This window comes from Kitasatospora sp. NPDC088861, from assembly GCF_044750105.1.
Taxonomy (GTDB): Bacteria; Actinomycetota; Actinomycetes; order Streptomycetales; family Streptomycetaceae; genus Kitasatospora.
In genome coordinates this window covers 48121-73017 of record NZ_JBIVJF010000009.1, presented here as the reverse complement: position 1 = coordinate 73017, position 24897 = coordinate 48121, and the positions used below count along the sequence as shown (strand labels likewise).

Annotated in this window: 25 protein-coding genes; 15 read left to right on the top strand and 10 right to left on the bottom strand. The window is 74.0% G+C overall.

Annotation, left to right across the window (positions count from 1 at the left end; translation table 11 throughout):
• Positions 1-115: 115 nt before the first annotated feature.
• The 3 genes from ACIP37_RS17945 (at position 116) to ACIP37_RS17935 (ending at position 1805) form a co-directional block, all read left to right on the top strand.
• Complete coding sequence (locus ACIP37_RS17945) at positions 116-421, top strand: SAV_915 family protein (RefSeq protein ID WP_363585998.1); 306 nt, start codon at positions 116-118, stop codon at positions 419-421.
• Positions 418-744 (top strand): hypothetical protein, encoded by a 327-nt coding sequence (locus ACIP37_RS17940; RefSeq protein WP_363585997.1) that lies wholly within the window; start codon positions 418-420, stop codon positions 742-744. The genes ACIP37_RS17945 and ACIP37_RS17940 overlap by 4 nt, the downstream gene beginning before the upstream one ends.
• Before the next feature lie 137 nt (positions 745-881).
• The gene (locus ACIP37_RS17935) at positions 882-1805 is read left to right on the top strand and encodes a serine/threonine dehydratase (RefSeq protein ID WP_363585996.1); all 924 of its coding nucleotides are present in this window, start codon (positions 882-884) and stop codon (positions 1803-1805) included.
• 103 nt (positions 1806-1908) lie between these two features.
• Here ACIP37_RS17935 and ACIP37_RS17930 read toward each other — a convergent pair whose 3' ends face one another.
• Positions 1909-3534, bottom strand: a complete 1626-nt coding sequence (locus ACIP37_RS17930; RefSeq protein WP_400807703.1) for an FAD-dependent oxidoreductase — start codon at positions 3532-3534, stop codon at positions 1909-1911.
• Between the two features lie 302 nt (positions 3535-3836).
• On the opposite strand from ACIP37_RS17930, the gene ACIP37_RS17925 reads away from it, so the two are divergent.
• From ACIP37_RS17925 to ACIP37_RS17885, 9 genes are all read left to right on the top strand, one after another.
• Complete coding sequence (locus tag ACIP37_RS17925) at positions 3837-5003, top strand: SchA/CurD-like domain-containing protein (protein ID WP_363585994.1); 1167 nt, start codon at positions 3837-3839, stop codon at positions 5001-5003.
• A gap of 32 nt (positions 5004-5035) precedes the next feature.
• The gene (locus tag ACIP37_RS17920) at positions 5036-5461 is read left to right on the top strand and encodes a cupin domain-containing protein (protein ID WP_350879141.1); all 426 of its coding nucleotides are present in this window, start codon (positions 5036-5038) and stop codon (positions 5459-5461) included.
• Positions 5458-6714, top strand: coding sequence for a beta-ketoacyl-[acyl-carrier-protein] synthase family protein (locus ACIP37_RS17915; RefSeq protein WP_363585993.1), 1257 nt, complete (start codon positions 5458-5460; stop codon positions 6712-6714). Before ACIP37_RS17920 ends, ACIP37_RS17915 begins: the two co-directional genes overlap by 4 nt.
• A 5-nt stretch (positions 6715-6719) precedes the next feature.
• A complete protein-coding gene (locus ACIP37_RS17910; RefSeq protein WP_363585992.1) occupies positions 6720-7961 on the top strand; it encodes a beta-ketoacyl synthase N-terminal-like domain-containing protein in 1242 nt (413 codons plus the stop codon).
• A gap of 34 nt (positions 7962-7995) precedes the next feature.
• Complete coding sequence (locus tag ACIP37_RS17905; RefSeq protein WP_363585991.1) at positions 7996-8259, top strand: acyl carrier protein; 264 nt, start codon at positions 7996-7998, stop codon at positions 8257-8259.
• Position 8260: 1 nt separating this feature from the next.
• Positions 8261-8716 carry an SRPBCC family protein gene (locus ACIP37_RS17900; RefSeq protein ID WP_363585990.1) on the top strand — a complete coding sequence of 152 codons (456 nt, stop codon included), beginning with the start codon at positions 8261-8263 and terminating at the stop codon, positions 8714-8716.
• A gap of 5 nt (positions 8717-8721) precedes the next feature.
• Positions 8722-9042: a TcmI family type II polyketide cyclase gene (locus ACIP37_RS17895; protein ID WP_063351612.1), complete on the top strand. Its 321-nt coding sequence runs from the start codon at positions 8722-8724 to the stop codon at positions 9040-9042.
• 521 nt (positions 9043-9563) lie between these two features.
• The gene (locus ACIP37_RS17890) at positions 9564-10130 is read left to right on the top strand and encodes a hypothetical protein (protein WP_400844083.1); all 567 of its coding nucleotides are present in this window, start codon (positions 9564-9566) and stop codon (positions 10128-10130) included.
• 168 nt (positions 10131-10298) lie between these two features.
• Positions 10299-10997 (top strand): class F sortase, encoded by a 699-nt coding sequence (locus ACIP37_RS17885; RefSeq protein WP_363585988.1) that lies wholly within the window; start codon positions 10299-10301, stop codon positions 10995-10997.
• 69 nt (positions 10998-11066) lie between these two features.
• Here the strand turns inward: ACIP37_RS17885 and ACIP37_RS17880 are convergent, their stop codons facing one another.
• Both ACIP37_RS17880 and ACIP37_RS17875 read right to left on the bottom strand, forming a co-directional pair.
• Entirely contained in the window at positions 11067-12098 is a 1032-nt protein-coding gene (locus ACIP37_RS17880) for a methyltransferase (RefSeq protein ID WP_363585987.1), read from the bottom strand.
• Positions 12099-12196: 98 nt separating this feature from the next.
• The gene (locus ACIP37_RS17875; RefSeq protein ID WP_363629470.1) at positions 12197-13270 is read right to left on the bottom strand and encodes a right-handed parallel beta-helix repeat-containing protein; all 1074 of its coding nucleotides are present in this window, start codon (positions 13268-13270) and stop codon (positions 12197-12199) included.
• Positions 13271-13619: 349 nt separating this feature from the next.
• On the opposite strand from ACIP37_RS17875, the gene ACIP37_RS17870 reads away from it, so the two are divergent.
• Complete coding sequence (locus ACIP37_RS17870) at positions 13620-14570, top strand: deoxyribonuclease IV (RefSeq protein WP_363585985.1); 951 nt, start codon at positions 13620-13622, stop codon at positions 14568-14570.
• Between the two features lie 82 nt (positions 14571-14652).
• Here ACIP37_RS17870 and ACIP37_RS17865 read toward each other — a convergent pair whose 3' ends face one another.
• Positions 14653-14877 (bottom strand): hypothetical protein, encoded by a 225-nt coding sequence (locus tag ACIP37_RS17865; RefSeq protein WP_363585984.1) that lies wholly within the window; start codon positions 14875-14877, stop codon positions 14653-14655.
• A 401-nt stretch (positions 14878-15278) separates the two neighbouring features.
• Here ACIP37_RS17865 and ACIP37_RS17860 point away from each other — a divergent pair, with 401 nt between their 5' ends.
• Both ACIP37_RS17860 and ACIP37_RS17855 read left to right on the top strand, forming a co-directional pair.
• Complete coding sequence (locus ACIP37_RS17860; RefSeq protein WP_363586029.1) at positions 15279-16661, top strand: amino acid permease; 1383 nt, start codon at positions 15279-15281, stop codon at positions 16659-16661.
• A 236-nt stretch (positions 16662-16897) separates the two neighbouring features.
• Positions 16898-17317: a hypothetical protein gene (locus tag ACIP37_RS17855; RefSeq protein ID WP_363585983.1), complete on the top strand. Its 420-nt coding sequence runs from the start codon at positions 16898-16900 to the stop codon at positions 17315-17317.
• 66 nt (positions 17318-17383) lie between these two features.
• On the opposite strand, the gene ACIP37_RS17850 is transcribed toward ACIP37_RS17855, so the two are convergent.
• The 6 genes from ACIP37_RS17850 to ACIP37_RS17825 all read right to left on the bottom strand — a co-directional run bounded on the left by ACIP37_RS17850 (position 17384) and on the right by ACIP37_RS17825 (position 24831).
• Positions 17384-19219 (bottom strand): ABC transporter ATP-binding protein, encoded by a 1836-nt coding sequence (locus ACIP37_RS17850; RefSeq protein WP_363585982.1) that lies wholly within the window; start codon positions 19217-19219, stop codon positions 17384-17386.
• Positions 19220-20655: 1436 nt separating this feature from the next.
• Positions 20656-21306, bottom strand: coding sequence for a VWA domain-containing protein (locus ACIP37_RS17845; protein ID WP_363585981.1), 651 nt, complete (start codon positions 21304-21306; stop codon positions 20656-20658).
• Between the two features lie 16 nt (positions 21307-21322).
• On the bottom strand, positions 21323-22468 hold the full coding sequence (locus tag ACIP37_RS17840) for a hypothetical protein (RefSeq protein WP_400807692.1): 1146 nt from the start codon (positions 22466-22468) through the stop codon (positions 21323-21325).
• The gene (locus tag ACIP37_RS17835; RefSeq protein ID WP_400807690.1) at positions 22465-23667 is read right to left on the bottom strand and encodes a protein phosphatase 2C domain-containing protein; all 1203 of its coding nucleotides are present in this window, start codon (positions 23665-23667) and stop codon (positions 22465-22467) included. Before ACIP37_RS17835 ends, ACIP37_RS17840 begins: the two co-directional genes overlap by 4 nt.
• Complete coding sequence (locus tag ACIP37_RS17830) at positions 23664-24080, bottom strand: hypothetical protein (protein ID WP_400807688.1); 417 nt, start codon at positions 24078-24080, stop codon at positions 23664-23666. Before ACIP37_RS17830 ends, ACIP37_RS17835 begins: the two co-directional genes overlap by 4 nt.
• A gap of 7 nt (positions 24081-24087) precedes the next feature.
• Positions 24088-24831: a hypothetical protein gene (locus ACIP37_RS17825; protein ID WP_400807685.1), complete on the bottom strand. Its 744-nt coding sequence runs from the start codon at positions 24829-24831 to the stop codon at positions 24088-24090.
• Between the last annotated feature and the right edge of the window lie 66 nt (positions 24832-24897).

Genomic DNA, 24897 nt, shown 5'->3' with positions numbered 1-24897 from the left:
CGCACCCACCCATTCGGTCAACGCCGCGTCAGGACCGGCGACGCCCGGCGGAACCCGGCCTAGCGTCGAAGCAGCAGTTCCGGCAGGCACCACCACCCCACCCGGGAGCACTCGCATGGCCCGCGTCGTCTGGCACGTTCCGGTCACCGTCTCCGGTACCGGCACCACCACCGCCCTCCGCCTCTTCCGCCTGCGCGACGGCCGCCGCTGCGCCGTCGGCTTCTCCAGCCCCGAGTCGCTCGCCGCCCTCTTCGGGCCGGACCAGGCCTTCACCGAACTCGGTGAACCCGCCCTTCGCGCGCTCACCGCCCCGCTCGGCATCGACACCCTCGTCCTCGACCCGCGCCTGGTCGCCCCGCCCGTCACCGCACCCGCCGCCCCGCTCGCCCCCGTCCCGACCGCACAGCTCCAGCACCGGTGACCGCCCTCCAGCTGGTCCCCGAGGACCCGGACCCCGAACCGGAACCACCTGAGCCGGCCCGGGCGCTGCACGCGCTCGCCCGGGTCAGCTACGGGCCGGTCCCGCTCGACTTCGACCGGCTGGCGGCCGAGCACCCGGCCGTCCAGGGCGGACTCTCCCTCGCCGGCGACGCCGACCTGGAGCTCCGCCTCGCCTGCACCGGCCCCGAGGAACTGCGGGCGGTCGCCACCGCCCTCCAGCGCGCCGGGGCCGCCAAGGTCAGGATCGACCTGGTGCTGCGCGCCCTCACCCCCAGACCCGTCACCCTCCGCCCGGTCCCCTAGGCCTCCTCCTCGCTCCCCGGTCGGACGGCGCCAGGGCCCCGCCCCGGTGCCGTCCGACCGTGATCATTTCCTCGTCCCGCGCCCGCGACGTACCGTCAAGCCCAGAGGCGACGCACCCGGCTTGAGGAGCAGGCACGATGGACCGATTGACGTACGACGAGGTCAAGGCCGCCGGCGAGCGGATCGCCGGGAGGGTGCGGCCGGTCGCGGTCGCCCCCGGGGACGACCGCGGGCGGACCTGGCTGGCGCTGGAGTTCCTTCAGCACACCGGCAGCTTCAAGGCGCGCGGTGCGCAGAACTTCCTGCTCGCGCACGCCGAGGCGGGCACCCTGCCGGAGGCCGGGGTCACCATCGCCTCGGGCGGCAACGCCGGGCTGGCCTGCGCCTGGGCCGCGCGCGAGCTCGGCGTGCGCGCCACGGTGTTCCTGCCCGAGACGGCCTCCCCGGTGAAGCTGGCGCGGCTGCGCTCGTACGGCGCCGACGTGCGGCTGGTCGGCCGGGAGTACGCGGAGGCGCTGGCGGCCTGCGAGGAGTTCGCGGCGGGCAGCGGGGCGCTGGCCTCGCACGCCTACGACCACCCGCTGATCGCCGCCGGCGCGGGCACCGTGCTGGAGGAGATCCGCGCCCGGGTCCCCGGGCTGGACACGGTGGTGGTGTCGGTCGGCGGCGGCGGACTGTTCGCCGGGGTGGCCGTCGCGGCCCGCGAGCACGGCGTCCGGGTGGTCGCGGTGGAGCCGGAGGGCAGCCGGGCCCTGCACGCCGCCCTCGCCGCCGGCCATCCCGTCGACGTCCCGGTGTCCTCCGTGGCCCAGGACGCCCTCGGCGCCCGCCGCGCCACCGCCCTCGCCGTCCACGCCGCCCGCCACGAGGGCGTCCGGTCCGTCCTGGTCGACGACGAGGCCATCGTGCGTGCCCGCCGCCGGCTCTGGGAGGACCGCCGCATCGCCGTCGAGTACGCGGCCTCCACCGCCCTGGCGGCCCTCGACCACGCGGAGGGCGAGCGGGTCGCCGTCCTCCTGTGCGGCGCCAACACCGACCCGTCCGACCTCGCCACCCCCTGACCGACGGCCGCCGGACGACGGCTCCGGCCGGATCCGTCGTCAAGCACGAAGACCTGCCCGCCGGTTGGGAAACCGGCGGGCAGGTCCCGTTGTCGGCCGGGCGCTACAGGCTCAGCACCGTCCGCAGGGCCCCGGCGACCTCCGCCTCCGGGTCGTCCCCCGCGCCCGTCGAGCGCCAGGCGACGAAGCCGTCCGGCCGGACCAGCACGGCGCCGGCCGGGCCGATCCCGTGCAGCTCCGCGAAGTCCGCGCCCGGCTCCGGCGCCAGGTCGTCCTCGGCGCCGCCGCCGATCCGGTAGGCGTCCAACGGGACGGCCAGCCGGTCGGCCGCCCGCCGCGCCCCGGCCTGCCAGGCCGCGCCCTCGGGGCCGGTGAGCAGCACCATCGCCTGCTCGTACAGGTCCAGCGTGGACAGGCGCACGCCCGCCCGCAGCAGCCACTGGTGCGGGGCCCGGCTGCCCGGCTCCCCGGCCGACTCGAACTTCTCGGGGACGACCGCGCCCGCCGGGTCCGTCCCGATCACCGCGCCCACCGGGTAGCGGTAGCCGAGCGCCACCCCGAGCACCCCGGTCTGCCGCCCGGCACCCGGCACCACCGCGTACCCGGGGTGGCTGTGCTCGGCCGAGCGGGCCGAGGCGCGCTCGCTGGTCACCTGCGCGACCGGGCGGCGCTCCTGCCCGTACGTCTCCAGCAGCTCCGGCCCGGCCCACCCGCAGAGCACCGCGGCGAGCTTCCAGGCCAGGTTGTGCGCGTCCTGGATGCCGGTGTTCGAGCCGAACGCGCCGGTCGGCGACATCTCGTGCGCGGAGTCCCCGGCGAGGAAGACCCGCCCGGCGCCGTACCGCTCGGCCACCCGCTCGGCGGCGTGCCAGGGCGCCCGGCCGGTCACCTCGACGTCGAGCTCCGGCAGGCCGACGGCGGTGCGGATGTGCCGCTCGCAGCGCTCGTCGGTGAACGCCTCCAGCGGCTCACCGTGCTCGGGGTGCCAGGGCGCGTGGAAGACCCACTCCTCCTGGTTGTCCACCGGCAGCAGCGCGCCGTCCGCCTCCGGGTTGGTCAGGTAGCAGGCGATGAAGTGCCGGTCCCCGACCACGTCGGCCAGCCGCTTGGCGCGGAAGGTGATGCTGACGTTGTGGAACAGCTCGCCCTGGCCGCTCTGGCCGATGCCCAGGCGCTCGCGGGCCGGGCTGCGCGGGCCGTCCGCGGCGATCAGGTAGTCCGAGCGCACCCGGCGCTCCTCGCCGGTCTCCCGGCTGCGCAGCACCGAGGTGACGCCCTCGGCGTCCTGCTCGAAGGAGACCAGCTCGGTGTTGAAGCGGACGTCGCCGCCGAGGTCGCGGGTGGCGCGCAGCAGCACCGGCTCCAGGTCGTTCTGGCTGCACAGGCACCACGAGCTGGGGCTGAACCGGGCGAGCCGCCCGCCGGGGTCGATCTCCCGGAACAGCCACTCCTGCTCGGTGCCGGTCAGCGAGGGCGCCTGGAGGATGCCGTGGTTCGGGGCGAGGACCGACGCCGCCTCGCGGATCGCCGGCTCGATCCCGGCCACCCGGTACAGCTCCATCGTGCGGACGTTGTTGCCTCGGCCACGCGGGTGATGCGAGGTGTCGGCGTGCTTCTCGACCAGCAGGTGCCTGACACCCAGTCGGCCGAGGAAGAGCGAGGCCGACAGCCCGACCAGCGACCCTCCCACGATCAGGACCGGCACCCGGTCGTCAACCTTCGGATTCATCAATTGCTCCACCCTGTCAGGGGATTCAGCGGACCGGCGCCTGGGGTCGGGGCCGCCGTCGAGGGGGCCGCACGGCCGGGGGCCCCGCTCTTCCATCCCCCGCCCGAGGGTGCTTGTGCCGCCTCTTCCCCCGGATGGCCCGCAAATATCGCGGCACCCCGGTACGCCGCTCACGATCGACTTCAGGCCTGGCGCCGACCGACCGGGCCGATCGCCGTCGCACCGCCCTCCCAAGCCGGGAGCACCCCCCGGACGCGGCCCACCGCGGCCCGCAACGTGCGGCCCAGAGCAGAAAGTGGATCATGACAACTCTGTCCGAACCGCAGCGGAAGCAGCAGGCCGACTCCGACACCCGGCTCCGGGTGGTACTGATGCTGGAGATCCAGGACGGCGCCCAGCAGCGCTTCCTCGACGTCTACGAGCAGCTGCGCCACCAGGTGGCCTCGGTGCCCGGCCATGTCAGCGACCAGCTGTGCCAGTCGATCAACGACCCCCGCCAGTGGCTGATCACCAGCGAGTGGGAGGACCAGGACACCTTCCTGGAGTGGGTGGACAGCCCCGCCCACCGCGAGATGGTCAAGCCGATGCACGGCTGCGTCAGCGACAACTTCCGCTCGCTGCGCTACGGCATCCTGCGCGAGACCTCGGCGGCCGGCTCCACCGGCACCCGGGCCCCCCTGGAGGTGCCGCCCGGCCTGCCGCGCACCGAGCCCGCCGGGCACGTCGGCCCGCCGAAGGCCGAGCCCGGCCCGGACGGCGTGGTCCGGCACGCGCTCACCTTCACGGTCAAGCCCGGCAGCGAGCACGAGGTGGCCCGGATCCTGTCCGGCTACGCCTCGCCCCGGGCCGAGGTGGACGAGCACACCCGGCTGCACCGCACCTCGCTGTTCATGCACGGCAACCGGGTGGTCCGGGCCGTCGAGGTGGTCGGCAACCTCGGCGACGCGCTGCGCCACGTGGCGATGCAGCCGGAGGTGCGGGCCGTCGAGGAGGCGATCAACCCGTACCTGGAGGAGGCCCGCCAGCTGGGCGACCCGCAGGCCGCGCGCGCCTTCTTCGCCCGGGCCGCGCTGCCGGCGAAGCACCAGGCGATCGCCAGCTCCCCGACCTCCGCCCGGCTGCACCGGCACGCCGTGCTGTACCCCGTCCGCCCGGGCGAGGGGCAGGCCGTCGCCGAGCTGCTCGCCGACTACGACAACCTCGCCACCGCCGACCCGACCGGCCCGGTCGCGGCCAGCACCGTGTTCCACCGGGCGGACGTGGTGGTGCGCCTGGTCGACCTGCGGGTGCCGGCCGAGGCCGACCCGGCGGCCGCCCTCGGCGTGGCGGGCGACCAGGAGGCCGCCGCACTCGGCCGACTGCTCGACCTCGGCCCGCAGGGCGACCTGCGCACCTCCACCGGACTCGCCGCCGCCCTGGCCGCCCGCGCCATGAGCCCGGTCACCGACCGCAGCTCGCAGGACAACTGAAGAACCAGCCGCATCTCTCGGAGGAAGACACCATGACCACGCAGTACCCACGGATCGTGCACGTCGACGAGGCACCGGAGAACCGTCGGCGCGGCGGCGACCTGCGCGCCATGCTCACCCCGACCACCTGCGGGGCGACCAGCGGGTTCATGGGGCTGGCGATCGTCCAGCCCGGCGAGCGGATCGGCGAGCACTACCACCCGTACTCCGAGGAGTTCGTGTTCGTGGTCAGCGGCGACCTGGAGGTGGACCTGGACGGCGAGAGCCGTCCGATCAGGCCCAACCAGGGCCTGATGATCCCGATCAACATGCGCCACCGCTTCCGCAACGTCGGCGACACCGAGGCCCGGATGGTGTTCCACCTCGGCCCGCTCGCCCCCCGCCCCGAACTCGGCCACGTGGACACCGAGGAGACCGGCGCCGCCGGGCCGCCGGAACACGCCAAGGTGGCCTCGTGACCCGGCGCGTCGCCGTCACCGGGATCGGCGTCGTCGCGCCCGGCGGGGTCGGGGTCCCGGCGTTCTGGGAGCTCCTCACCTCCGGCCGCACCGCCACCCGGGGCATCACGCTCTTCGACCCCACCGGGTTCCGCTCCCGGATCGCCGCCGAGGTCGACTTCGACCCGGCGGCCCACGGGCTGGGCCCGGCGGACGTCCAGCGGGCCGACCGCTACGTGCAGTTCGCGATGGTCGCGGCGGACGAGGCGATCGCCGACGCGGGCCTGGACCTGGCCGCCGAGGACCCGTGGCGGATCGCCGTCTCGCTCGGCACCGCCGTCGGCGGCACCACCCGGCTGGAGCACGACTACGCCCTGGTCAGCGCCGGCGGCGCCCGCTGGGACGTCGACCACCAGCGGGCCGATCCGCAGCTGCACCGGGCCTTCGCGCCCAGCACGCTGGCCTCCACGGTCGCCGAGCGCACCGGCGCGCACGGCCCGGTGCAGACCGTCTCCACCGGCTGCACCTCCGGCCTCGACGCGATCGGCTACGGCTTCCAGGCCGTCGAGGAGGGGCGCGCCGACATCTGCATCGCCGGCGCCTCCGACTCGCCGATCTCGCCGATCACCGTCGCCTGCTTCGACGCCATCAAGGCCACCAGCGAGCGCAACGACGACCCGGAGCACGCCTCCCGGCCCTTCGACGCCCACCGGGACGGCTTCGTCCTCGGCGAGGGCGGCGCCGTCCTGGTGCTGGAGGAACTGGAGCACGCCCGCCGCCGCGGCGCCCGGATCTACGGCGAGATCGGCGGCTTCGCCACCTTCGGCAACGCCTACCACATGACCGGCCTCACCCAGGAGGGGCTGGAGATGTCCCGGGCGATCGACGACGCGCTCGCCCACGCCCGGGTGGACCGCACCGACGTCGGCTACGTCAACGCGCACGGTTCGGGCACCAAGCAGAACGACCGGCACGAGACCGCCGCCGTCAAGCGCTCGCTCGGCGCCCACGCCTACCGGACGCCGATGAGCTCCATCAAGTCGATGGTCGGGCACTCGCTCGGCGCGATCGGCGCCATCGAGGTGGTCGCCTGCACCCTGGCGCTGGCCCACGGCGTGGTGCCGCCGACCGCCAACTACGAGACTCCGGACCCGGAGTGCGACCTCGACTACGTGCCGCGCACCGCGCGCGAGCTGCCGCTGAGCCACATCCTCTCGGTCGGCAGCGGATTCGGCGGATTCCAGTCCGCCGTCGTGCTCAACAGAACGGGGTGAGTGTCATGACGTCACGTCAGCAGGGCCGCCGGGCGGTGGTCACCGGCCTCGGCGTGGTGGCGCCGAACGGCGTTGGGGCCGACGCCTTCTGGAAGGCCACCAGGCAGGGCGTGAGCGTCCTCGACCGGATCACCCGCGAGGGCTGCGACGGGCTGCCGCTGCGCGTCGCCGGCCAGGTGCGGGACTTCGACCCGCGGGCCGCGATCGACAGCCGGTACCTGGTGCAGACCGACCGGTTCACGCACTACGCGATGGCCGCCGCCGACCTGGCGGTGGCGGACGCCGGATTCCACCCCGACCCCGAGCATCCCTTCGCGGTCGGGGTGGTGACCGCGGCCGGCTCCGGCGGCGGCGAGTTCGGCCAGCGCGAGCTCCAGCAGCTCTGGGGCAAGGGGCCGCAGTTCGTCGGCCCGTACCAGTCCATCGCCTGGTTCTACGCCGCCAGCACCGGCCAGATCTCGATCCGCGGCGGCTACAAGGGTCCGTGCGGGGTGGTCGCCAGCGACGAGGCCGGCGGCCTGGACGCGCTCGCGCACGCGGCCCGCACGATCGAGCGCGGCACCGACGCGGTGGTGGCCGGCGCCGCCGAGGCACCGTTGGCGCCGTACTCGATGGTCTGCCAGCTCGGCTACCCGGAGGTCAGCCTCGCCGGGCAGCCCGACCGGGCCTATCTGCCGTTCACCGCGCAGGCCTGCGGCTTCGCCCCCGCCGAGGGCGGCGCGATGCTGCTGCTGGAGGACGAGCAGGCGGCCCGGCTGCGCGGCGCCGCCGTCCGGGCCCACCTGGCCGGACACGGCTCCACCTTCACCGGGGCCTCCCGCTGGGAGGAGTCCCGCGAGGGGCTGGCCGCCGCGATCCGCATCGCCCTGGACGAGGCCAGGATCGCGCCCGAGGAGATCGACGTGGTCTTCGCGGACGCGCTCGGCGTTCCGGCCGCCGACCGGGCCGAGGCGCTCGCACTGGCCGACGCGCTCGGCCCGGCGGCCGAACGCGTCCCGGTCACCGCCCCCAAGTCCGGCACCGGACGGGCCTACTGCGGCGCGCCGATGCTGGACGTGGCGGCCGCCGTCCTGGCCATGGAGGACGGCGTGCTGCCGCCCACCCCGAACGTCACCGAGGTCAGCCACGACCTCGCCCTGGTGACCGGCCGCGCCCGTCCGGCCGAACTGCGCACCGCACTGGTGCTCAGCCGCGGGCTGATGGGTTCCAACTCCGCACTGGTGCTCCGGTGCGGAGACCGGCCCTGAATCCGCACCCGCAACTCCACCGAAGGGACATCCCGTGAGCAACACCCTCAGCTATCACGAGCTGGCCGCCCTGATCCAGGCCCGGGCCGGCGTCACCGTCGACCCGCTGCACCTGGAGCGCCCGGGCGCGCAGTTCGACGAGTTCGGCGTCGACTCGCTCGGCCTGCTCGGCGTCGTCGGCGAACTGGAGAACCGGCACGGCCTCAAGGTCACCTCGGGCGCCGAGTCCGCCAAGACCCCGGCCGAGTTCCTGCAGCTCGTCAACACCTCCTTCCTCTCCCCGAAAGCTGGTGCCTGAGATGCCCGGACACACCGACAACGAGATCGTCATCGCCGCCCCCCTCGACCTGGTCTGGGAGATCACCAACGACCTGGAGAACTGGCCGGACCTCTTCAGCGAGTACGCCTCGGTGGACGTGCTGGAGCGCGACGGCGACAGCGTCCGCTTCCGGCTCACCATGCACCCGGACGAGAACGGCCAGGTGTGGAGCTGGGTCTCCGAGCGCACCACCGACAAGTCCTCGCTCGCGGTGCGCGCCCGCCGCGTCGAGCCCGGCCCGTTCGAGTTCATGGACATCCGCTGGGAGTACGCCGAGGTCCCGGCCGGGACGAGGATGCGCTGGATCCAGGACTTCGCGATGAAGCCCACCGCCCCGGTCGACGACCACGGCATGGTCAACCACATCAACCGCAACTCCCGGATCCAACTGGAGCTGATCCGCGAGAAGGTCGAGAAGCGGGCGGCGGAGCGGTGACCGGAATGCACCGCGCCCTGATCGTCGCCCGGATGAAGCCCGAGGCCGCACCGGACATCGCCGAGGTGTTCGCCACGTCCGACCAGGGCGAACTGCCGCACCTGATCGGCGTCACCGGCCGCAGCCTGTTCCAGTTCGGCGACGTCTACCTGCACCTCATCGAGGCCGACCGCCCGCCGGGCCCGGCCGTCGCCAAGGTCATCGGCCACCCGGAGTTCCGGTCCGTCAGTGACCAGTTGACCGCCTTCGTCCAGGCCTACGACCCGGCCACCTGGCGCGAGCCGAAGGACGCCATGGCGCACGAGTTCTACCGCTGGGACCGCTGACCCCGTCCCACCCGTCCCGCTCGTCCTGGGCCCGCCCCCGGCCATCCGCCGGGGGCGGGCCCACGTGCGCGTCCGGCTCGACCGGACGTGGCGTCAGCGCCGTCCGAGCCGGCCCGACGCGGCGTCAGTGCCGCCCACGTCCGCCCGACGGCACGTCAGCACCATCCGAGCCCGCCCGACGCGGTGTCAGTGCCATCCCGGGCCTGCCCGACGTCGCGTCAGCACCATCCGGGCTTGTCCGACGCGGCGTCAGTGCCTTCTGGACGGGCCCGACACGCCGTCAGCACAGGACCGACTCGGCCCGGACCGCCGCGAATCCTTTTCACCCGTCTCACTGGGGCACCCGGGTGAACCGGGCCGGGACTCCACTCGAATCGAGCACAGTCCGTACCCAAGTCGCCACTCTCCGGTGGCGGCGGACGTCGCGGTGGTTGACGGTGAATCAGACGCAGTTCCCACGAATTCCCTTGTCCGGCGCCGTGCCGGCGATCGCGGGCCTGTGTATCGGAAGGATCAACCTCATGCGTTCTGCACGCACTCTGCTCGCCGGGGCGGCTGTCGCCGCCGTTCTCACCGTCGGCACCCCCATGGCCTTCGCCGACGGCTCCGCCGACCAGGCGAAGAGCCTCACCTCGCAGGACCAGTCCGACCGCGGCGACGAGCACGGCCGTGGCGACGACCGTGGCGACGAGCACGGCCGCGGCGAGGGTCGTGGCGACGAGCACGGCCGTGGCGAAGGCCGCGGCGACGAGCACGGCCGCGGCGAGGGTCGTGGCGACGAGCACGGCCGCGGCGAAGGCCGTGGCGACGAGCACGGCCGCGGCGAAGGCCGTGGCGACGAGCACGGCCGCGGCGGCGACAAGGGCGGCGAGGGCCGGGGCGGCGAGCACGGCCGCGGTGGCGAGCACGGCCGCAAGGGCCCGCACGGCGGCGTGCACGCCGGCGGTGGCGGCCTGGCCGTGGCCGAGACCGGCACCACGCTGTCCGGTGGCGGCCTCGCCTCCGGTGCCGTCCTGCTGATCGGCGGCCTCGGGGCCGGCGCGTACGCGCTGCGCCGCAACCGCCGCAACACCGGCGCCACCATCTGACGTCCGGCATCTGACGCCGCCCCCACGCGCCTCCCCACCAGGGCGGCGCGCACGGGGGCGGCGGGTCGTTTTGGACCTTCTGGACCTTTCGGACTTTTTCGGGCCGCCACCGGCCCGGCTGCGCATGGGAATGGAGAAAGAGGAGCGATGGGCGGTCCCGTCCCTGGAATGTCCCGACTGCTGCGCACCGGCATCGGTGCGGCGGCGGTCGGCCTGCTGCTGATGTACAACTCGGTCGACACCACGCCGAGAGCCAACTCGGCGTCCCGCATGACCCGTCCCCCGGCGATCGTCGCGCCGGCCACCCCCCGCCCGTCCGCACCGGCCACCACCCCCGCGGACGCCCCCGCGGAGGCCCCTGCGGAGGCCGCCGAGGACCCGGCCCCCGCGCCACCGTCGCTGGGCCGCGCCAATCCGACCCGGCTGCGGATCCCGCAGATCGGCGTCGACGCCCCGTTCACCGAGCTGACGCTCGATCCGGAGGGCCAGCTCACCGCGCCGCCGCCGGACGACGACAACCTGGTCGGCTGGTACCGGGACGGCGTCTCCCCGGGCGAGCTCGGTAGCTCGGTGGTCGCCGGGCACGTGGACACCACCACGGGCCCGGCGGTGTTCGTGATGCTGAGCCAGATGCAACCGGACCAGCAGATCGAGGTGGAGCGCGCGGACGGCACGGTCGCGGTGTTCTCGGTGGACTCGGTGGAGGCCTTCCCCAAGAACGCCTTCCCGGACGACAAGGTGTACGGCCAGACGCCCGACGCCCAGCTGCGGCTGATCACCTGCGGCGGTGCGTACGACAAGGGCCAGAAGGACTACTCGGACAACGTGGTGGTCTTCGCGCACCTGGACTCCTCGCACCCGGCCTGACCGGCAACGCGAACGACCGCCGCCCCCAACTCCCGGGGGGACGGCGGTCGTTCGCGTGGGGGCCGGTGCTCAGCCGCGCACGGTGGCCTCGAAGGCGTGCAGGTAGGGGTTGACCGGGTGGACGTCCGCGACGTCCAGTCCGGCGTCCTCCATCAGCCGCACCATGCTCTCCTTGGAGTGCTTGGCGCCGCCGACGTTGAGCAGCAGCATCAGGTCCATCGCGGTGGTGAAGCGCATCGACGGGCTGTCGTCGACCAGGTTCTCCACCACCACGACGCGGGCGCCGGGCCGGGCCGCGGCGACCACGTTGGCGAGGGTGCGGCGGGTGCTCTCGTCGTCCCACTCCAGGATGTTCTTGATGATGTAGAGGTCGGCGCGGACCGGGATCTCCACCCGGCAGTCACCGGGCACCAGTCGGGCGCGGGCCGAGAAGGCGCCGCCGTCCTGGAGCCGGGGTTCGGCGCCGGCGACCACCTTGGGCAGGTCGAGCAGGGTGCCGTGCAGCGCCGGGTGCTTCTCCAGCAGGCTGGCCAGCACGTGCCCCTGGCCGCCGCCGATGTCCGCCACCGAGTCGACGCCGGTGAGGTCCAGGTACTCGGCGAGGTCGTGGGCGGACTGCCGGCTGGAGGTGGTCATCGCCTTGTCGAAGACCTTCGCGGAGTCGCCCGCGTCGCTGTGCAGGTAGTCGAAGAACTCCTTGCCGAACAGTTCGGGGAAGACGTTGCGGCCGGAGCGGACCGCCTCGTCCAGCTTGGGCCAGGCCTCCCAGGTCCACGGCTCGGTGCACCAGAGGGAGATGTAGCGCAGCGAGTTGGGGGCGTCCTCGCGCAGCAGGCGGGACATCTCGGTGTGCTCGAAGCGGTCGTCGGAGGTCTCGGAGAAGATGCCGTAGCAGGTGAGCGCGCGCAGCAGGCGGCGCAGCGGCAGGGGCTCGGTGTCGAGGGCGGCGGCGAGATCGGTGAGGCTGGTCGGGGTGTCGCCGAGCACGTCGGCGACACCGAGCCGGGCGGCCGCGCGGACGGCGGCGGCGCAGGCGGCGCCGAAGACGAGCTCGCGCAGGCGCATCGCGGCCTGGGGAGTCGGGGGCGGTGCGATCGTCATGGGAGGTCTTCCTTGTCGACGGGGGCGGGGGTGCCGGGGGCGCGTGCCGGGGGCGGGTCGTACCGGATGCGGGTCGTACCGGGAGCGGGTGCCGCGGCTCAGCAGCGGCCGAACGGCTCGGACCGCGCGCAGGTGTTTCGGGCGAACGCGTTCTCGCCGGTGTCGCGGTCGGCGATGTCGGCCGGGCTGTTGCCGCTCAGGTGGTTGTCGGCGACGGTGTTGCGGGCGTTGGCGACGCCGACGACGCTCTTGAAGAGGACGATCCCGCCGGAGAAGTCCGAGCTGCCGACGTTGTCGTGGACCTCGTTGTCGGTGACCCGGGCGTCCTCGACCCCGGTGAGCACGATGCCCGCGCCCTGGATGGCGCCCAGCCGCGGGTTGGCCGGGCAGAACATGTTGTTGGCGACGACCTCGTTGCGGCGCACGTCGAGGTCCCCGGCCCGGGGCACGCCCTCGTCGCCGACCACGAAGACGCCGGCGCAGTTGCCGCGGAGCTCGTTGTCCTGGACGGCCAGCCCGCGCAGTCGGCGGACGGTGACGCCGACCCGGTTCTCGGTCAGCTCGTTGCCCTCCACGACGGTGCCCCCGGTGTCGGGCGCGCCGCCCTCGCGGTAGGCGTAGTTGGCGAGGAAGACACCGGACTGGCCGTTGTGGGTCGCGCGGTTGCCGACGATCCGGGCCCGGGTGGAGATCTCCTGGCTGATGCCCTGCTGGGCGTTGTCGTGGACGTAGGTGTCGCGCACGGTCAGGCCGGTGGTGCCGCTGGCGTCGATGCCGTTCTTGCGGAAGCCGGTGACGGCGAGGGTCTCGATGGTGACGTCCGGCAGCGGGGCCGCCTCGGTGCCGTCGACGCACAGGCCGTGTCCGGCGGTGGCGCAGGCGTTCTCGGTACCGTCCCCGGGGGTGATCACGCTGTCCGCGCCGGCGCCGCGCAGGGTGAGGCCCGGGGTGGTGATGCGGACGCTGCCGGGGTAGGTGCCGGCGAGCAGTTGGACGGTGTCGCCGGGGAGGGCGGCGTCGACGGCCTGCTGAATCGATTCGCCCGGCTGGACGACGTGCAGCCCGTCGGCGGCGTGCGCCGCGGGCACGGTGGCCAGGCCGGCGAGGACGGTGGTCAGGGCGGTGGCGGCGGCGGTGGCCGCGGCGAAGTGGTGGACCCGTCGCGTGGGCATGAGTGGTGACCTGTTCTTTCCGGCGCGCTCGCCGGTGTGCGGCCGGAGCCTGCCGGGCGGCGCGCTAGGTACGCGGTGTCTGTTGTTACACGGTGTGCGGGGGTGGTGACGGCCGGTGGGTGCGGCCGACTCGACGCTATGGGCCGCCGGGTGGGCCCGCCACCAGGGCTGGGCTGCGGGACTGACGGGGCGTCGGCCGGTGGTGGGACGGCCCGGCGTGGCGCGTACGGCGCGGCGCGCTCCGGGCCGCGCCGCACGGCACGCCCTCGGACCGCCCCCGGCACCGCCCCCGGCACCGCCGGCCGGGCCGCGTGCCACCGCCGGCCGGCGGCGTGACATCCTCGGGGCCATGACCACCGCACCCGCAGCGCCCCTCGGCACCCTCCGCAACCCGGTCGGCGCCCACGTTCCGGTGGCCGCCCGCGGGCTGGCCGGAACGGGGCTGGCGTACGCGCGCCGGGTCGGCGCCGAGACCGTGCAGGTGTTCGTGGCCAACCCGCGCGGCTGGGCCACCCCGCCGGGCAACCCCGCGCAGGACGAGGAGTTCCGGGCGGCCTGCGCCGAGCAGGCACTCCCCGCCTGGGTGCACGCCCCGTACCTGATCAATTTCGGCTCGGACAACCCGGCCACCCGCGAGCGCTCGGCCGACTCGCTGCGGCACTCGCTGCGCCGCGGCCACGCGATCGGCGCGCTGGGCGTCGTCCTGCACACCGGGTCGGCGGTCGGCACGGCGCCCGGCGGCGGCTCCCGGCGGGCCGAGGCGATGGCACAGGTCCGGGCCGACGTGCGGCCGCTGCTGGACGAACTGGACGCCCTCGGCGAGGACGCGCCCTGGCTGCTGCTGGAGCCGACGGCGGGCCAGGGCAGCTCGCTCTGCTCCCGGCTGGAGGAGCTCGCCGAGTACGTCGAGGCGCTGGACGGGCACCCGAAGGTCGGCGTCTGCCTGGACACCTGCCACGCCTTCGCCGCCGGGCACGACCTGGCCGTACCGGGCGGGGTGACGGCCGCGCTGGACGCCCTGGCGTCGGCGGCCGGGCCGGGCCGGCTGCGGCTGATCCACGCCAACGACTCCGAGGACGTCGTCGGCGCGCGCAAGGACCGGCACGCCAACATCGGCGCCGGGATGATCGGCGCGGAACCGTTCCGCGAGCTGTTCGAGCACCCGGAGACGGCCGGTGTCCCGCTGCTGGTGGAGACCCCGGACCGCAAGCACGGCGGGGACGGCACCGGGCACGCGATGGACATCGCCGTGCTGAAGGAACTGCGCGAGCGGGCCGCCGCCCCCGCCCGGCCGGCCTGACCTGCTCGGGCCGCCGCTCGGACAGCCGCTCGGACAGCCGTGAGCCCGGGGGCCCACAGCGGCCCCCGGGCTCACCGGTCGGTCAGCAGTCGCCGATGCAGTCGTCCTCGGTGTGCTCGTGGACGTTCAGCCAGTTGGCGTGCGGGCCGAACAGGCCGACACCAGCCGAACCCGACTCCAGGCTCTGCCCGGTCGACGAGTGCGACCCGTGCCAGGCCGCCATCGCCGGCGCCGGCGCCGCGAAGGCAGCGGCGCCCGCCACGGCCGCGATCACGGCGAGCTTGCGGATCTTCCCACGAAGCGACATCTGATGTCCTCTGGTTCGATTCTGGTCCTCGATCCGCCTCCCGGAACGGCCGGTGCGGCCACCGGACGGGGCGGACGGCGCCCCACCGGGGGAAGCGCCGGGCCAACGTTTGCACACGAACGCGCACGCGCCGCGGCGCGCCGCAAACCGGCTGAGGCATTCGGGTGACGACATCCCTCCCCCGGGTGAACGCCCTCGGACACCCGGCCGCACACCGAACGGCCGGTCCGGACCGGCGCAGGACGAGTGCCCGTCCGACCGGCGCGGGACCGCAAGTCTTGCGGTGACATGCCAGGCCGACTGAACAAATCCCATCGATTTGGTACAGAGCGCCACCCGGTTCGAGCATGAACGGTGGCTCCACCGAGCACGCGCAGGACCACGAAAGGCGCACCACCCTCATGCAGACCAGCCCGGCCGCACCCCGGCAGGCGACCCGACCGAGCCCGCCGGAGACCCCGGAAGCGGTCACCGCGACGCCCCGCAAGGGCGGCCGCTTCGGCCTGCCGACCGCCACCGCCCTGGTGATGGGCAACATCATCGGCGGCGGCATCTTCATGATCCCCGCCGCCGTGGCCCCCTACGGGACGGTCAGCCTGGTCTCCTTCGTCGTCCTGACCGTGGGCGCGATCGCACTCGCGCTCGTCTTCGGGCAGCTCGCGCGCCGCAACCCGCGCACCGGCGGGCCGTACGTCTACGCCCGGGAGGCCTTCGGGGACTTCGCCGGGTTCCTGTCGGCCTGGTCGTACTGGATCACCACCTGGGTCAGCAACGCCGCGCTCGCGGTCGCCGCCGTCGGCTACCTCGACGTGCTGCTGCCCGTCGGCCACTCCATCGGGCTCAGCATCGCCGCCGCGATGGCCTTCCAGTGGCTGCCCGCGCTGGCGAACCTGGCCGGCACCCGCTACGTCGGCGCCGTCCAACTCGTCTCCACCGTCCTCAAGTTCATCCCGCTGCTGCTGGTCGCGGTGGGCGGCCTGGGCTTCTTCGACGCGCGCAACCTGGGCCCCTTCGACGCCACCGGGCACGGCTGGGCCGGCGGGATGACGGCGGCCGCGGCCATCCTGCTCTTCAGCTACCTGGGCGTGGAGTCGGCCGCGATGAGCGCCGGCCAGGTCCGCGATCCGGAGCGCAACGTCGGGCGGGCCAGCGTGCTCGGCACGGCCGGTGCGGCGGTGGTCTACCTGCTGGGCACGCTCGCGGTCTTCGGCACCGTCGCCCACGACCGGCTGATCCACTCCACCGCGCCGTTCTCGGACGCCGTGGACGCCATGTTCGGCGGCACGTGGGGCGGCACGGCCATCGCCGTCGCCGCACTCGTCTCGATGACCGGCGCGCTCAACGGCTGGACGCTGCTGGCCGCCCAGGCGCCGTACGCGGCCGCCAAGGACGGGCTGTTCCCGGCCGCCTTCGCCAAGGAGCGGCGCGGCGTCCCGGTGTTCGGCGTCGTGACCAGCGTCGCGCTGGCCTCGGTGCTGACCATCCTCAACTTCGCCACCGGCGCCAAGGGCGCGTTCGACATCCTGGTGCTGGTCACCACCTTCACCGCGACCGTCCCGTACCTGCTCTCCACCGCCGCGCAGCTGTACTGGCTGGTGCGCGGCATGCCCGACAAGGTCTCCGGGGGCCGGCTCGCCCGGGACGCGGTGCTGGGCCTGGGCGCCTTCGGCTTCTCCCTGTGGCTGGTGGCCGGCGCCGGTTACGCGGCCGTTTACCAGGGCGTGCTGTTCCTGTTCGCCGGGATCCTGGTCTACGTCTGGATGGCGGCCCGCCGCCGGGACTGACGGCCCGGGGCCGGGGCCGCGGCGGCTCGGAGTGACGGGCTCCTGACGGATCGTCACACACCTTGCCCGGAGCGGCGGATGTGGACATCCTTGGCCGGAGGTTTCCCTCCCGGGCGGCTCCTCGCCATCGGCCGGCCCGCCCGCGCCGGATAGACGGGAGACCGGAACCTCCGCACCCTGCACCGCCGTTCTGCGCGAACCTCCGTTTCCGTGAACCTTCGAGTACCGGGAGTGCCATGAAGATCCTGAGGCTGTTGACAGCCCCCGCCGCCGTCCTCGCCCTGACCGCCGGCACCGTCACCACCGCCGCCGCGGCCCCGGCGCGACCGGCCCTGAACGACGTCGTGGTCCTCGGCGCCGCCTCCAACGGCCAGACCGTGCAGGTTCACCCGGGTGACGTGGTCCAGATCGACCTGCCGCCCTACCGCGACAGCACCGTCACCTGGCTGTCCTCCGTCCCGGCGACGACCGCGCCCTCGGTGCTGCCGCAGACCTCGGGCAGCACCGACCCCGACAACACCACGCACGCGACCTTCAACGCGGCCACCGCCGGGACGAGCGACATCACCTGGATCTGGCGGTGCGCCTTCCCGGATCGCGGCTCGGCCTGCCCGCCGTTCGTCTACTACCCGCGGACCACCATCGTCGTTTCCTGACCGCACGCACTCGAACGGCCGGGATCCGCAGCCTGCGGATCCCGGCCGTTCGAGTGGGGGCGAAGGTCACCCCGGCCCGTGGCCCCGCTCACCGGGAAGCCGCGCCTCGGACACGTTCACCGCGACGGCCTCCGGGCGCCCGGCGGCCGATTCCGCGAAGCGGGCGCGGGGCCGCGGGGCGTCCGGCGGCTGGAGGGTGAGGACGTGGTCGGCCAGCGGGAGGAAGGCCGGGTCGTGGGTGATCAGGATCGTGGTGCGGCCCGCCATCAGGCGGCGCAGCGGGGGGATCAGCTGCTGGACGGTCTTCGGGTCCAGGCCGGTGGTGGGTTCGTCCAGGACGAGGACCGGCGCGCCGCGCAGGAAGGCCCGGGCGATGGCGACGCGCTGGGCCTGCCCGCCGGAGAGCTGGAAGCCCTCGTCGCCGATGACCGTGCCGTACCCCTGCGGCAGCGCGGTGATGAAGCCGTGGGCGCCCGCGCTGCGGGCCGCGCGTTCGATGTCGCCCTGCGGGGCGTCGGGCCTGCCGTAGGCGATGTTGTCCCGGATGGTCGCGTGGAAGAGCTGCGCCTGCTGGGGCAGGAAGCTGATCGCCGCACGCAGCGAGGCGATGGTCAGGTCCTGGATGTCGGTGCCGTCGAGGCGGACGGTACCGGACTGCGGGTCCAGGAAGCGGACCAGGAGCTTGGCGAGCGTGGACTTGCCGCTGCCGCTGGGGCCGATGACGGCCAGGACCTTGCCGGGACTGACGTCGAAGCTGACGTCGGACAGCACCGGGGCGTCGTGGCTGCCGGCGTAGGCGACGTGGACACCCTCGAAGGAGACCCGGCCGCGGACCGCGCCGGCGTCCCGCGCGGCGGGGCTCTCCCGGACCGGACTGGACAGGTCGTGGATCTCCAGTAGGCGCTCGCCCGAGGCGCAGGCCGCGCCCGCGAGCGGGACGAGCCCGGCGAGTTGCTGGATCGGCTCGAACAGCTGCGCCATGAAGGCGGCGAAGGCGAGCAGACCACCCAGGCTCAGCCCGCCGTGGATCACCTGGAGGGCGCCGACGCCCACCACGACCAGACCGGCGAGCATCTGGAGGACGTTGAGGAGGGGCTGGTAGAGGTCGGACATCCGGGCGGCGGAGAGCTCGGCGTCCAGCAGGGCCTTTCCCTCGCGGTGCACCCGCTCGACCTCGCGCTCCTCCTGGCCGCAGGTGCGGGTGACCACCACGTTGCGCAGCGTCTCCTCCAGCAGCGCGGTGACGCCGCCGGCGCGGCGCTGGACCTGCCGCTCCCGGATGCGGATGCGGCGCCCGAAGAAACCGGTGGTGAGGATGAACAGCGGCGCGACGATCAGCGCCGCCAGGGTGAGGGGCCAGCTCAGGTAGAACGCCGCGCCGGCGAACAGCACCAGGCTGACCGAGGCCACCGCGCCCTCGACCAGGCCGGTCGCGACCATCTGCTCGATCGTCGCGATGTCGGCGGTCATCCGGGCCACCAGGTCGCCGCGCCAGCGGGTCTCCAGGGTGTCGGGCGGCAGGGTGTGCAGATGGGCCAGTGTGCCGGTACGGAGCCGGAGCAGGTACCGCTCCGCGATCCAGGTGCCGGTGTAGGTGCCCGCGAAGGTGAACAGCGCCGCCGCCGCGGCCGCGGCGAGCATCGTGCCGCCGAGCGGCCAGAACTCGGCGAAGTGCCGAGGCACCAGGACCTCGTCGATCAGGTCCTTGAACATCCAGACCGAGACGACCTCGCCGAAGGCTCCGAGAACGAGCAGCACCGCGCTCAGCGGCAGCCAGCGCAAGTCCGGTCTGACCCACGGCCAGAACCGCCGGAACAGCTCGCGCAGCGAGATGGCGGGCGAGTCCGCCACCGGCCCCTGGTCGATGGCCCGGTCGGCTGCCCGGTCCTCCGGACCCCCCATGGGCGTCGCACCGTGCATGGAGGAACCCCACTCAGGATGAGGGGCCGGCGGTGATACCGCCGGCCCCAGGGATGGGTGTCATGCCGGGCTGTTAAGCACAGCCCGGACCGCCCTTATCTGTCACCAGAAGCCAAACCGACGACGGCGGCCGTGGCGACGGCGGCGACGGTCACGTTCACGTCCGCGACCGCGGTCCCTGCGGTTGAAGTAACTCATCACGACTCCATTTCTTCCCTTGCATTGGCACGCCGCACGTCCACGGCCGACGCCGACGGCGCGGACCCGGGGAGCACGACAGAGACTGCCGTTGCCGTGAGACAGCCCTAAGCGGCGGGCACGTCAGGGATGTGCCTGCCAGAGCCGTTCTCACATCTCCAGTATCCGCCTGGCGCCCCCGCTCGCAGCTTCTGGACCGCAACCGCGACCGGTCCTCGGCATGCGAAGGGACCCCGGACTCGGCCGCCCGACCCCCGCCCCGGCGGCCGGATCCGGCCCTCCCGACCGGCCCCCCGACGAGCCGGGTCGGGCGAGGAGCCGCCCGGTCGGCTCGGCGACTGACCCACCGTCAAGTGCCGTTCGTCCGGCGTCTCGAAACAGCCGCGCCCGCGCACCGGGCGCCGCCGCCCACCGGTCGACCGCAGGCCCCCGCGACGACGGCGTCGGCGCGAGCCCCCGGCCCTCGCGCCCCCTCCCCGAAGACCCCCGCCCGGGCCGCCGACCCCGCCCGCCGACGCCTACCCGGATGGCGCAGCCGACCGACGGGGCGGGGGTGCGCACCCCCGCGCGGCGAGAGGCGAGACCCCGCGTCGAGCCCCGCGGGAACCACCGGAACGAGGCCCCGGCACCGCCTGCGCCACGGCGAGTCCGCCCTGAGGAGGCGCCCCGCAGCCGCCTTCCGGGCGACTCCGGGGCCCACGAGAACCCGAAGCGACTGCGTTCGGGTGACGGCGCCACCATCGGCGGCACCCTCGCCCCACTCCCCGGCCCGCCCGCCGGCTGCCCGTGCTGCCCGTGCTGCTCGGCCCCTCGGTGGCCCCGCCGGTATCGCGGCTACGGGGCGGCATTCCTCCTCGCAGGAGTCCTCGTCACAGGAGTCCTCGTCCGGGATGCCTCATTCCCTGGAGGATGCTCCGAAGGAGACGCCGGTGTGGTGGGGGTGGTCGTCGGCTCGGGCAGCTGGGTGGGTGAGGCCGAGAGCGGGCAACTCGGCGACGGCACCGCGGCGGGCGAGGAGGCCTCAGGGGTCGGGGCCGGTTGTACCGGCACCGGCGTCGCCGGGTACGAGGCGCCTCCGCCCTCGTTCGTCGAGGGGCCGCCGAGATGGCCCGCCACCTCGACCACGCCGCCGCAGGCGAGCAGCACCGCGGCCAGCACTGACAGCCCGGCGGAGGCCCGCAGCGCCCGGGGCGCCGTGGTTCGCGGGTCGGTGTCCACGCTCAGTCCACGTATTCCTGGGCGACCTGCACGTACTCGAAGCCCTTGACGTCGGTGGCGATGTGCATCTGACCGGTTTGCGAGGAGGCGATCAGGGTGTTGAGCAGGCCGGTGATCGCCCCGCTCAGCGCCGACTCGGTGTCCGAACCGTCGGCGATGAACAGCGCCTTGGTCGCCACCTCCTTCAGCACGTCGCGCCTGGCGGCGCCGAAGCCGTAGGCGATCACGTGCGGGTGGCGCGGCCAGTTCCGGTCCACCAGCGCGCGGAAGGAGTCCCGCCACTTCGCGTCGGTCGGAGCGCCGTCGGTCAGGAAGAAGATCGCCGGCCGCAGCACGCTGTACTGCTGCGCCCGCAGGCTGCTCACGTCCTGTTCGATGCTCTGCCGCAACTGGTCGAAGGCCTTGCCGTACTCGGTGCCCCCGCCGCAGATCACTTCGGGCATGCTCGGGACCTGCTCCATGTCCGACATCGGGATCACCACGTGCACGTCGGTGGAGAAGGCGACCACGCTGACCCTGGCGAACTCCGAGACGCGCGGATTCGTCGCCAGGTTGTAGTGCAGACGCGAGAGGGTCGCGTTGAGCACCGCCTCGTGCGGCTTCATCGACGAGGAGGCGTCGATCACCACGTAGGTGGGCAGGCAGAGTGACATTGTGTGCACCTCTGAGCTAGTGGTTGGAGGCGATGATGATGACCAGGATCACGACGAAGGCGAGCACCCAGATCCACTTGGCGGACGGGCCGGTCGCGGGCTTCTTCTTCTCCTCGACCGTGCTGACGCGGGTGGCGGTGACGGTGGGGGGCTCCGGGATCGCGTGCGGCGCGGGCCGCGGAAGCACCACCGCCGGCTGCTTCGGGGGCAGTTGGGGCAGCGGCGTACGTGTCGGACGCGGCACGGCCCTGAGGTAGGGCCCGTTGTTCAGCGCCTGGTTCAACTGGGCGGCTGCGGGCCGTCGCTCCCGGTCGGTCGCGAGCAGCATGTCCAGCAGGACCTCGGACACGGCGGGCTGGTTCAGCCAGTGGGACGCGGCGACGCCGTGGAAGGTGCTCGCGTCGCGCCGGCCGGTCAGGCACTTGGCGACGAGCAGGGCGAGCCGGTAGCGGTCGGTGTACTGGTCCGCGTCGGAGCCCGGCGGCGTGAGCGGGTCGGCCCAGTTCGGCTGGTGGATGTCGGGCATCTTCTTCGGCTGGCAGCCGTCGACGTCGATCAGGTAGACGGAACGCCCCTCCGGGCTCCAGAAGGCGTTGGAGAACGACCAGTCCGAGTAGACCAGGCCCAGGCCCTCCAGGATCGCGGCGAGCGCCGTCAGTTGACGGCAGGCAGCCAGTCGGCCCTCGAATCCGGGACAGGGCAGGCCGACGCCCCGGATCGACTCGTCGGACTTCGCCAGCCAGTCGATCTCCAGGAACCGGCGCTCGCTGAACTTGCCGCGCCGCAGCTCGGAACGGTACTGCTCGGGCGCCATCGGGATCACGCACCCGACGGCCGGGTTGCCGGGCTCGCGGATCCGGGCCGCGGGCCAGCACGTCCCGGCGTACAGGGTCGCCCGCTCCGCCTCCGGCAGCGTGTCCGGAGCCGAGATCAGCAGGTCGATCCGGCGGCCGTCCTCCTGGTGGAGGCCGGGCCGGTAGAGCTTGGCCAGCCAGCCCGGATGGCCCGTCAGCGGCCGTACGGCGACGGCCTGGCCGTTGTGTTCGGAGATCGGCTCGGCGAGCGGTCCGAGATCGCCGAGGCCCACGGTCCTCGGCAACGCCCAGCCCCGCGGGTCCACCGCCGGGGCGCCGTCGCCGGCGACGGGATCGGAGTCGGTCATGTCCCGCTGCCGTTCCACACCACGACGGCGGTGCGGTCGTCGAGGCACTGCGGTGCATCGAAGCCCACGTCGGCGGTGAACCGGGTGGCCGGGACCGGCGAGCGCCAGGCGTTCGCGAAGTACTCGTTGACGTTGCCCGCCCGGTCCGCCCACGCGTCGCCGATCCCGTCCGTGACCAGGGCGAGGGCGGCACCGGACGCCAGGGTGACGTAACCGTCCACGGCCAGGTGCGGCGTGTCCGGCAGTCGGCCGGCGACCTCGTTCGAGACCACCACGGCCGCGCGGTCCTTGGCTTCGCCGGCGGAGAACCGCCACAGCGGGACGCGCGGGTCGAGTGTCCAGGCCGAACTGTCACCGAGCCAGCCGACCCATGCCCGCGCCACGCCGTTCGCGTCCGGCTCGGCGATCACCGCGGTGATCAGCACGGTCGCCAGGTGCGAGGTGCCGACGCCGCGTCCGGCCGCGTGCGCGGCGATCGATTCCGCGACCCGCCCGTACAGCGCCTTGACGTCGAGCCGGTCGAAGCCGACCGCCTCGATCTGCTCGCGCAGCAGGGTGACGGCCTGGCTGGAGGCCGCGGTGGCCCCGACGTCGGACCAGGCCGCGCTGGACAGGCCGTCGGCCACGGCCACGATCGCGTACCGGCTGTCCGGGCTCCGCCCGATCCGGTACGAGTCCTGTCGCGGCTCGGCGGGCCGGCCGCAGCGGTGGCCGGGCCCGACGACGGAGGCGGCGCGGATGGTGAGGGCACCGACCGTGGCTTCGTCGGCGGCGATGCCGTTCTGCACCGTACGCTCCGGCAGCAGCCAGGGATAGCCCTGTGCCCGCGCGCCTTCGCCGAAGCGGGGCACGCTCAGGTCGGTCGGCCTCTCGCGCAGGAACGGCCGGGGCCTGCCGGGCTGGGCCGTCGACACCGCCGGTGCCGCGACAAAGCGGCAGACCGGCGCCGTCGCGTCGGGCCGGGGCCCCCGTTCAGGCCGGTCCCGCTGCCGGGCGGGCGTCGCGGCGGCCTCGGACCCCAGTGCGGCCGCCGCGCCGACGACGCCCACCGCCGCGAGGGCGAACGCGTCCACCAGCCAGCCGTAGTGCCGGTGCGGCGTGCCGACCTCGGCGCAGGCCCCGATGACGACGGCTGCGAGCAGCCCCGCCCGCACCCAGCCGTCCGTCAGGCCGTCCCGCCGGCCGTCGCCCCCGCTCACGGCCGTTCCTCACGATCGCGGGACCTCGGCCCGGAGGCGAAGTGCTGGTCACCGTGCTGCACCGCGAACACCTCGCCGGAACCGGTGGCGGAGTTGACCTGGACCACGACGTCCGGCCGTTGCTCGGTCCGCAGCGTCGCCAGAGCTATGACGTCCTGGGCCAGAGCCGGGTTCCGGTCCAGCAACTGGAACAGGGCCTCGGTCCAGAAGTCCACGGCCACGGCGTCGACCGCTCCCCTCGTGGCGGTCGACCCCCGCTCCAGCGCGGCGGACAGTTCCCTGCGGCGGCTGCCGTGAGCCCGGGCGATGACGCCGCTCATCAGTCGCCTCGCCTCGTTCCACAGATCGGTGCCCATCGCGGACACCAGAGCGGTGGCTCCGCTCGCGGCCAGCTCGGCGAGTTCCTGGTTCATCGGCGCTTCAGCCCCGTTCGTTGTAGTGGATGTACTGGCCACCTTGGCCGACGGCGAAGACCGTGCCGTTCCCCGTGGCTCGGACGGGTTGCTCCACGGACCGCGGCTCGGCTTCCGCAGGCCGCTCGCGGGAGCCGGACTCCGGGCCGGGACCGCCGTGCGGCCCGATCGGGCTGCCCGGGTACCAGAGCCAGGCCCGTGCGGCGTACTCCTTGACCCGGACCTCGGCCGCGGTGAAGGCGTCGGCTTCGAGCCCCTCGTAGCCGTGCCCGACCGTCTCCTCGTAGTAGTGCTGCGAAAGCATCGCGGCCACCGGGGTGCCGTCCGGACCGTCCAGGGCCGCATGCCGCAGCGGGGGCGAGTCGAGCAGCCGGGCGAGCGCCTCGAACGGGGTGCCGGAGACGGTGCCGTCCGGATCGACCCGGACCTCCCCCGCGTGCGCGGCGGCCCGTACCCGCAGCCGGGCGTCCGGACCGGTGTGCCGGTTGTGCTCGCGGATCCGCGAGCCCAGCTCCGGCAGCAGCGGGACCAGCAGTCCGGCCTTGGGCAACCCGGCCGGGGCGACGAGCCGGCAGCCGTCGCCGGTGTCCACGTACGCGAAGTCCCGCCGGTCCAACTCCGCGACGCCGAGGGCGCCGAACAGCGCGGACCGCAGCACGCCGCGGATCTCCTGCAGCCGCTGCTGACCGCGGCCCGCGGAACCCGCGATGTCGCACGCCAGCAGAGCTCGGTACTCGTACCTCGGATTCACATTCCCTCCGCGATCACGACGAGGGCCGGCAGTTCGAAGATCGATCTGCCGTCGGCGCCGAATTCC